The sequence below is a fragment of the Bacillota bacterium genome (genome assembly GCA_012839765.1).
In the GTDB taxonomy this organism is placed as follows: Bacteria; Bacillota; Limnochordia; order DUMW01; family DUMW01; genus DUMW01.
The window spans coordinates 1-7,514 of record DUMW01000003.1; the positions used below are offsets into that span (position 1 = coordinate 1).

At 56.7% G+C, this 7,514-nt stretch carries 3 protein-coding genes; all 3 read left to right on the top strand.

Annotated features, from left to right (window positions below):
- Window positions 1-187 precede the first annotated feature (187 nt).
- Entirely contained in the window at window positions 188-3,550 is a 3,363-nt protein-coding gene (locus GXX57_00110; GenBank protein HHV43057.1) for a hypothetical protein, read from the top strand.
- Entirely contained in the window at window positions 3,528-7,049 is a 3,522-nt protein-coding gene (gene addA / locus GXX57_00115) for a helicase-exonuclease AddAB subunit AddA (protein ID HHV43058.1), read from the top strand. Before GXX57_00110 ends, addA begins: the two co-directional genes overlap by 23 nt.
- Before the next feature lie 134 nt (window positions 7,050-7,183).
- Complete coding sequence (locus GXX57_00120) at window positions 7,184-7,390, top strand: cold-shock protein (protein ID HHV43059.1); 207 nt, start codon at window positions 7,184-7,186, stop codon at window positions 7,388-7,390.
- Window positions 7,391-7,514: the final 124 nt, after the last annotated feature.

Below are 7,514 nucleotides of genomic sequence, written 5' to 3' on the forward strand. Positions count from 1 at the left end.
ACACGGTGAGACTACTGCCAAAGGAGCTTGGCACGCCAGATGAAATATTGGAACGATATGGGATCGAACGGTCAACTTAGCACACGTTCTTTCTTTTTTTCCCTGGGCTTATGTCAAAACCCCAGCTGGAACAAGCAGGAAATTGGTCCTAGCTCTAGAAAAGTGAAGAAAGAAGGGGGATGTTTGTATGGGCGTTTCCTTCATCGTGGGTCGGGCAGGGACCGGCAAAACCCATTATTGCATCACCAGTATCGCACAACGGGCTAAGGAAGACCCTATGGGCCCACCGTTGGTGATGTTGGTGCCGGATCAGGCTACCTTCCAGGTGGAGCGGCAATTGTTGGCCTGTGGTCTGCCCTGTTTCAGCCGGGTCCGGGTCTTTAGTTTTCGGCGGTTGGCCAGTCACATTCTCTCCCTAGAGGGGGGTGGCATCAATCCGCCGGTGGAGGAGTTGGGAAAGCAGATGCTCCTGCGCCGGATCGTAAACCAGCGCTTGCCGGAGCTGAAAGCCTTTCAGCGGGTGGGGCGGTACCCGGGATTTGCCAAGTATTTGGCGGGGCTACTCACGGAACTTTGCAACTGGGATATTTCCCTGGAAGATTTAAAGCAGCTCCCCGCGGCGGGAACCTATCTGGATCAGAAACTGCATGATGTGGTGCTGTTGTATGAAGACTATCTAAAGTACCTGGAGCAAGGCTATTTTGATCCCGATACAGCCCTAGACCTTTTGGCCGAGGCCTGTTCCGCTTCCTTTGTGCGGCAGGCGGAATTTTGGCTTGATGGATTCTCCGGCTTTACACCCCAGGAATATAAGGTGTTGGCGGCGTTGATGCGGCACGCCAAGGAGGTCCGCATTTGTCTTTGTTTGGAACCGCAACTGCTCCATTCCATCCCCTGGGAGACCAATCCCTTTTACCCGGTTTGGAATACCTACCAAAGATGTCGAAGGCTAGCCCAGGAGCAAGGGGTCGCTATTTCCCTGGGTCCCATCTTCCCCCGTCCCCGGCGGTTCCGGAACCCCGCTTTGCTCCATCTAGAGGAGAATTTCGTTGCCCCCAATGGTCGTGCCTATCAAGGGGAGGTTTCCGGTATTGAGGTGGTAGCCGCAGCGGATCGACGCCACGAGGTGGAGATCGTGGCCCGGCGGATCGTGCAGCTGGTGCAGGGGGGGATGCGCTACCGCCAGATTGGGGTGATCCTTCGGGACTTTGGTCCCTATGGTGAACTCGTTCACGATATCTTCACCGACTATGGGATTCCCCATTTTCTTGACCGACGGCGGCCGGTGACCCACCATCCCTTGGCGGAATTGGTGCGGGCGGCCTTGGAAATGGCCCAAGACTGTATTGCTCCCGATCCCCTCTTCCGTTTGCTCAAAACCGATCTGACGACTATCCCCATGGACGAGATCGATCTACTGGATCGGTACTGTATGGAGGCCCAGCCCGAAAGGGGACAATGGGAACGGCCTTGGAGGGACCCGGTCCTCGATGGGATCAGGAAGAAAGTGTTGCAATTGGTGGAGCCCCTCTGCCAGGCCCTGGGACAACCAAAGACAGTGCGGGAGCGGACCGAGATCCTTTATCGATGGTTGGTGGATCTGGAGGTGCCCGATCGGCTAGCCAGGTGGAGCCAAGGGGCCGCGGCCCAGGGTGATCTCCTCAATGCCAAGACCCACCTTGGGGTGTGGGATGTCTTTGTTGATGTCATGGAACAGATGGTGCAGGTGCTCGGGGAGGAATATCTGGATTTGGCGGAATATGCCGTTATTATGGAAGCGGGTTTGGAGCAGATGCAGCAGGGTCTCATTCCCCTGGGCCTGGACCAAGTGTTAGTAGGTTCTGTGGAAAGGTCTCGGCAGCCGGAACTAGAGGCAGTCTTTGTCCTGGGTTTGTGCGATGGAGAGTTTCCCCGGTGTAAAGAGCTTGATTCTCTGATCAATGACGATGACCGCAGCCAGCTGGCCAAACTGGGGGTGGAATTCGGTCACACCCTCAGCGAACGGTTGATCCTGGAGCAATACTTCGCCTATATTGCCCTGACCAGATCCTCGCGCTTTTTGCACCTCAGCTATGCCCAAAACGACGACCAGGGGCGTTTTCTTGGTCCGTCCCGGATTATTGACCGGCTTTGCCTGCTCTTTCCTAAGCTTACCTTGAAAGAAGTGGTCCGGCCGGAAAGTAGTGCCTTTACGGGCCAAGGTCAGTTCTATCTGGACCGGCTGCGGGAAAGTGTGAACTTGCAGGAAGTGGTGGTGAACTTGACGGGGGCTCTGGCTACCTTGCGACAGACGGGCCAGGCGGTACCCAACCCACTGCGGGGGCTTTACCACCGTCTGCGGAAGTCTTACGGGGAGGTGGTAGCCTACGTTCTTTCCAGCTTGACCGCGGATCCCCGGCCGCAGCCCCTCAGTGGAGCCGTCGCCCGGGAACTGTACGCTCCTGTCGCCAGTGTCACCCAGGCGGAGGCTTTCGCCGCGTGTCCCTTCCGACATTTTCTCCAGTACGGCCTGGGGATCCGCCCCCTCGATGAACGTCGGTTTACTCCCCTACACCGGGGCGTGGTGTTCCATGAGGCTTTAAGTAGCTACGGGAGACGGTTGCAGTCCCTTGGATTGACTTGGCGGGAGGTGGAGCCAGAGCAGGCGGAGAAGCTGGTGCGGGAGATCGTCGGGGAGCTGATGGAGCGGCTGGCCCAGGAGGTACGCTTAGCGGCGCCTACGTTGACCTATTACGGCCGAACCTTGGAAAAGACCTTGCAGTGGGCGGTCTCGGTTCTTACCCGCCATGACCAGCTGGGCCGGTTTCGGCCCGTAGCCTATGAGCAGCGCTTTGGCTATCGGGGGAGCTGGCCGGGGCTAGAGTTGGAGGTGGACGGTCAGACCATCGTGCTGCGGGGAAGCATTGACCGTATCGACGTTTGTAGGGAACGAGGATTGGTGCGGGTCATTGACTACAAAAGTAGCGGAAAGAAGTTAGAGTTGGACAAGGTTTACCATGGACTTGCCCTGCAGCTGATGGTCTACATGCTTGTTGTGTTGGAGCAATATCCGCACCTGCGGCCCGCAGGTGTCCTCTATTTTCCCATCACCGATCGGTTTGTGTCGGCGGACGGTCCCCTTAGTGCCGAGGAGGCCCTACAGAAGAGGATAAAACAGGTGGCCATGACAGGGCTTTTGTTGAAGGATGTGGAGGCCATCCAACTGATGGATCCCGTTGAGCAGGGTTATTCCCAACTTCTGCAGGGCGTGCAGGTGAAAAAGGACGGAACCCTTCGGGAAGCGGGACACCTGTATGAAGGGGACCAATTCCAACGGTTAGCCCAGTGGGTAAGGGGGAAATTGGTGAAATCGGTGGAAAAGTGGCTGCAGGGAGAGGTGGCGGTGGCTCCCTATCGCCTGAAGAAAGAAACCCCCTGCGGTTATTGTGATTATCCCAGTGTGTGTTGCTTTGAACCCAATGTGGGTGGTTTTGCCTATCGGGAGCTTAAGTCCTTCAGTGATCAACAGGTCTGGGAGTTGATACAGGATGATACCAGCACCATGGACTAAGGAACAATGGGAAGCCATTCGGGCGCGGGACTGTGATCTCTTGGTGTCCGCGGCCGCGGGGGCAGGGAAGACCGCGGTTTTGGTGGAACGGGTCTTCCGGTTGATTACGGATCCAGCTCAGCCGGTGGACTTGAACCAATTGTTGGTGGTGACCTTTACTGAGGCCGCGGCCCGGGAGATGAAGGAGCGAATCGGACAGAAGCTCAGTGAAGCTTTGCAGCAGTATCCCGAGGACCAGCGGATCGCCCTGCAACTAACTCTCTTGGATAGTGCCTCCATTTCCACCATCCATGCCTTTTGTCTCAGCCTCCTGCGCCGGTATTTCTATGAGCTGGATTTGGATCCGGCCTTTCGGGTCTTGGATGAAGCGGAAGCGGTGCTGCTGCGGCGGGACATTATCGAGGAGTTGTTCAACCGGCGCTACCAGGAGGGGGACCCGGGGTTTATCGCGGTGGTGGACTCCTTTGGCGGCTTTGATACCGACGGGGCTCTCAAAGGTCTCATCCTAGCATTGTATGACTTCAGTGTGAGTCTGCCGGATCCGCAGGGATGGCTGGATCAGGCCCTAGGAAATTTCCATAATCCCCAGTTCTGGCAGGATATGGCCTGTGACCAGGTGGCTAGGGAACTTTTTTGCCTGATGGAGGATTACCGGTATGTGGAGGGTTTGTGCCGGGCTCACGGGGAGGAGGCCTACGCCAATTTGCTGGCTACGGAAATGACTATGTTCAGCGGCCTGGAGGAACGGGCCCGATCCCGGGATTGGACTGGTCTACAGCGGAGTATTGGGGATGCTTCCTTTGCCCGCCTTCCCCGGGTGAAGGATCCGGTGGAAGAGGTTAAAAGCGAGGTCCAGCGGGTGCGGGACGATGCCAAAAAGATCATTGACGCGGTAAGAACCACCTACTTGCGCCCGGCGGGTCTTGGTGAGGAGCTGGCCCGCTGCCATGAACAGATGTCGGTGGTGGTGGATTTGGTCAAGGAGTTCGGCCGAGACTACCGACTGGAAAAACTACGCCAAGGCAAGGTGGACTTTTCGGATCTGGAGCACTATGCCCTGGAGCTTTTGGAAAGGCCCCAGGTTCAGGAGGACCTGGCGGGTCGTTACCGGTATGTCCTGGTGGATGAGTACCAGGATATCAACGGGGTGCAGGAGGAGATTCTCAATCGTTGTGCTCCGGAAGCGGATATGTTCTTCGTGGGGGATATCAAACAGAGTATCTACCGGTTTCGGCTGGCGGATCCCGGGTTGTTTCTGGAGAAGTACCAGCGGTTTACCCCCGCGGGTCCAAAGGAGAAACGGGTGAACCTGAGGGTTAATTTCCGCTGCCACCGCAACATCGTCGCCGGGGTCAACTACATCTTCCGTCAGCTGTTCTCTAAGGAAGTGGGGGAATTGGAGTACGATGAGCAGGCGGAGCTGGTTTGCGGCCGGGAGGAAAGTCCCGTGGAGGGAAGCTGCCAGTTTCATCTGGTGGAGGGAGAATTGGAGGAGGAGCTTTCCCAGCCGGGATTGGAGGCCGTGCACCGGGAGGCTTTAGTGATGGCGGCCCAAATTCGCGAGATTGTGGGGAAGGTGCCAGTCTACGACAAAAGACAAAAATGTGTCAGGCCCGCCGCTTACTCCGATATTGTCATCTTGTTGCGGGCCATGGGCAAAAGCGACCGGATCCTGGAGGTCTTCGAACGGTGTGGGATCCCCGCCTACGTGGAGCTGGGGGAGGGCTATTTCGGCGCCACGGAGGTGCAGACGATCCTCTCTTTGTTGAAGGTCATCGACAATCCGCGGCAGGACATCCCCCTGGTGGCGGTGCTGCGTTCGCCTATTGTGGGTCTTTCCCCAGAGGAACTGGCCAAGCTACGTCTTACCGTCCGAGACGGGGACTTCTATGATTGCCTTTTACAAAACAGCACCCAGCCCAAGGTGGCCCGGTTCTTGGCGCAACTGGCGGAATTCCGCGACATGGCCCGGCGCTGTCCCCTAAGTCAACTGATTTGGGGTATTTACCGGAAGACGGGGTATTATGATTATGTCATCGGTTTGCCTGGGGGAGCCCAGCGGCGGGCTAATCTCCGGGCTTTGTACAGTCGGGCCGTGCAGTTTGAGGAGTTTTCTAGACAGGGTCTTTTGCGGTTCTTGGAGTTTATCGCGGAATTGCAGCGGAGTGGTGAAGATATGGCCCCCGCCAGTACCGTGGGGGAGAAGGACGACGTGGTGCGGATTATGAGTGTCCACAAGAGCAAGGGGCTGGAATTTCCCATTGTCTTTGTGGCCGGCCTTGGCAATGAATTCAACTTGAGGGATCTGCGGGCGGACATCCTCTGGTCCAAGGAGTTGGGCTTGGGTCCCGTCCTCGCCGACTTGGAGAACCGGTATCGGTACTCCTCACTGCCCCGGGCCTTGCTCCGGCAACAAAAACATGCTTTATCCCTCTCCGAGGAGTTGCGGATCCTTTATGTGGCCCTGACGAGGGCGAGGGATCACCTAATCCTGGTGGGGACGGTAAAAGACCTGGCGGAAAGCGTCGCCCGTTGGTCCCGGGTGTTGGGAAGCAGTCAGTGGAAACTGCCGGTGAGTATGCGGATTAGGGCCCGTTCCTATCTGGATTGGCTGGGTCCCGCCCTGATCCGCCATGGGGATAGTAGGGAGCTGCAGCGATTGGCCGGGACCACCCAAGGGACTGCTTTGGCCGACGATACCCAGTCCCAATGGCAGGTCAAGTGGTGGCAGGGCGAGGAACTGGTGCTGTTGGAGGAGCAGGTGACTGCACAGCAGCTGGACCTGACGGGTGGTGAAGACCAGAGTCTGTGGGAACAGATTGAGGACGTTCTTAACTGGGAGTATGACCACATACCAGTGGTGGGAATTCCCGCGAAGGTGACGGTAACCGAGGTGACGAAACAGGCTGCCTCCGAGGAGAGCGAGTCTTGGCTGGCCCGGGCGGGCCTGCAGTATCCCCGACGGCCTGTTTTCATGCAAAGGCAGGGGTTGACCGGAGCCGAGTTTGGTACCGCCATGCACAGGGTCCTCCAACACCTCAGGTTTCAGGATCCCATGGACGCAGGATGGATCGCCCAGGAGTTGGTACGCCTGGTGGAAAGGGAATTGCTCACTCCCCAGGAGGCTGGGGCCATCGACGTGGAGGCTTTGGTGAGCGTCTTTGCTACGGATGTGGGCAAGCGCTTGTTAAAGGCCTTGCGGGTGGAACGGGAGTTGGCCTTTACCTGCCAACTCCCAGCCGGCACTCTTCTTGGCGGCTCTGTGGAGGAGTTCATCGTGCTGCAAGGGGTGGTGGACTGCCTATTCTTGGATCGGTTTTCTCAACAGTGGGTGCTGGTGGACTTTAAGACCGATCAACCGGAGACCATTCCCCGGCGCCGAAAGATTTACCAAAGGCAGGTGGAGCTTTATCGGGAGGCGTTGAAGCTACAGAATTGGCACGTGGCGGAAGGCTACCTATGTTTTCTTTCCGCCCGGGAGTGGCAACGGGTTTATTAAGCCTTGCCAGATGAAGACTTGGCAAAGGCAGCAGAATGCGCTTCTTGACAAACCAAGGTTGGTGTGATACGTTAGGCATAGACAGGACGAAGCTTTGTTTTGTCGTACTACACTCTCAGGAGGAATTTAGTTACATGGCAATTGGAACAGTTAAGTGGTTTGACGCGCGCAAGGGTTATGGTTTTATCGAGCAGCCGAACGGAGAGGACGTGTTCGTACACTTTTCAGCGATTGTGGAGGACGGGTTCAAGACGCTAGAAGAAGGACAGGAAGTAGAGTTTGAAATCGTAATGGGAGAAAAGGGACCGCAGGCTGCAAACGTTACGAAAATCGGCGTTTAAGTCCGTTTGAATAACGAACGCTTGCAAATAGGAGACCTCCATTCTTGGAGGTCTCTTTTGGTATTGTCATCCCACTCTTACTTTCTTATCCTTCACTTGGCCTGAAACGGTACCCTCATTCCAG

Coding starts and splice junctions, on each gene's coding strand:
- GXX57_00110 (HHV43057.1), top strand. CDS start 188: ATGGGCGTTTCCTTCATCGTGGGTCGGGCAGGGACCGGCAAAACCCAT.
- addA (HHV43058.1), top strand. CDS start 3,528: ATGATACCAGCACCATGGACTAAGGAACAATGGGAAGCCATTCGGGCG.
- GXX57_00120 (HHV43059.1), top strand. CDS start 7,184: ATGGCAATTGGAACAGTTAAGTGGTTTGACGCGCGCAAGGGTTATGGT.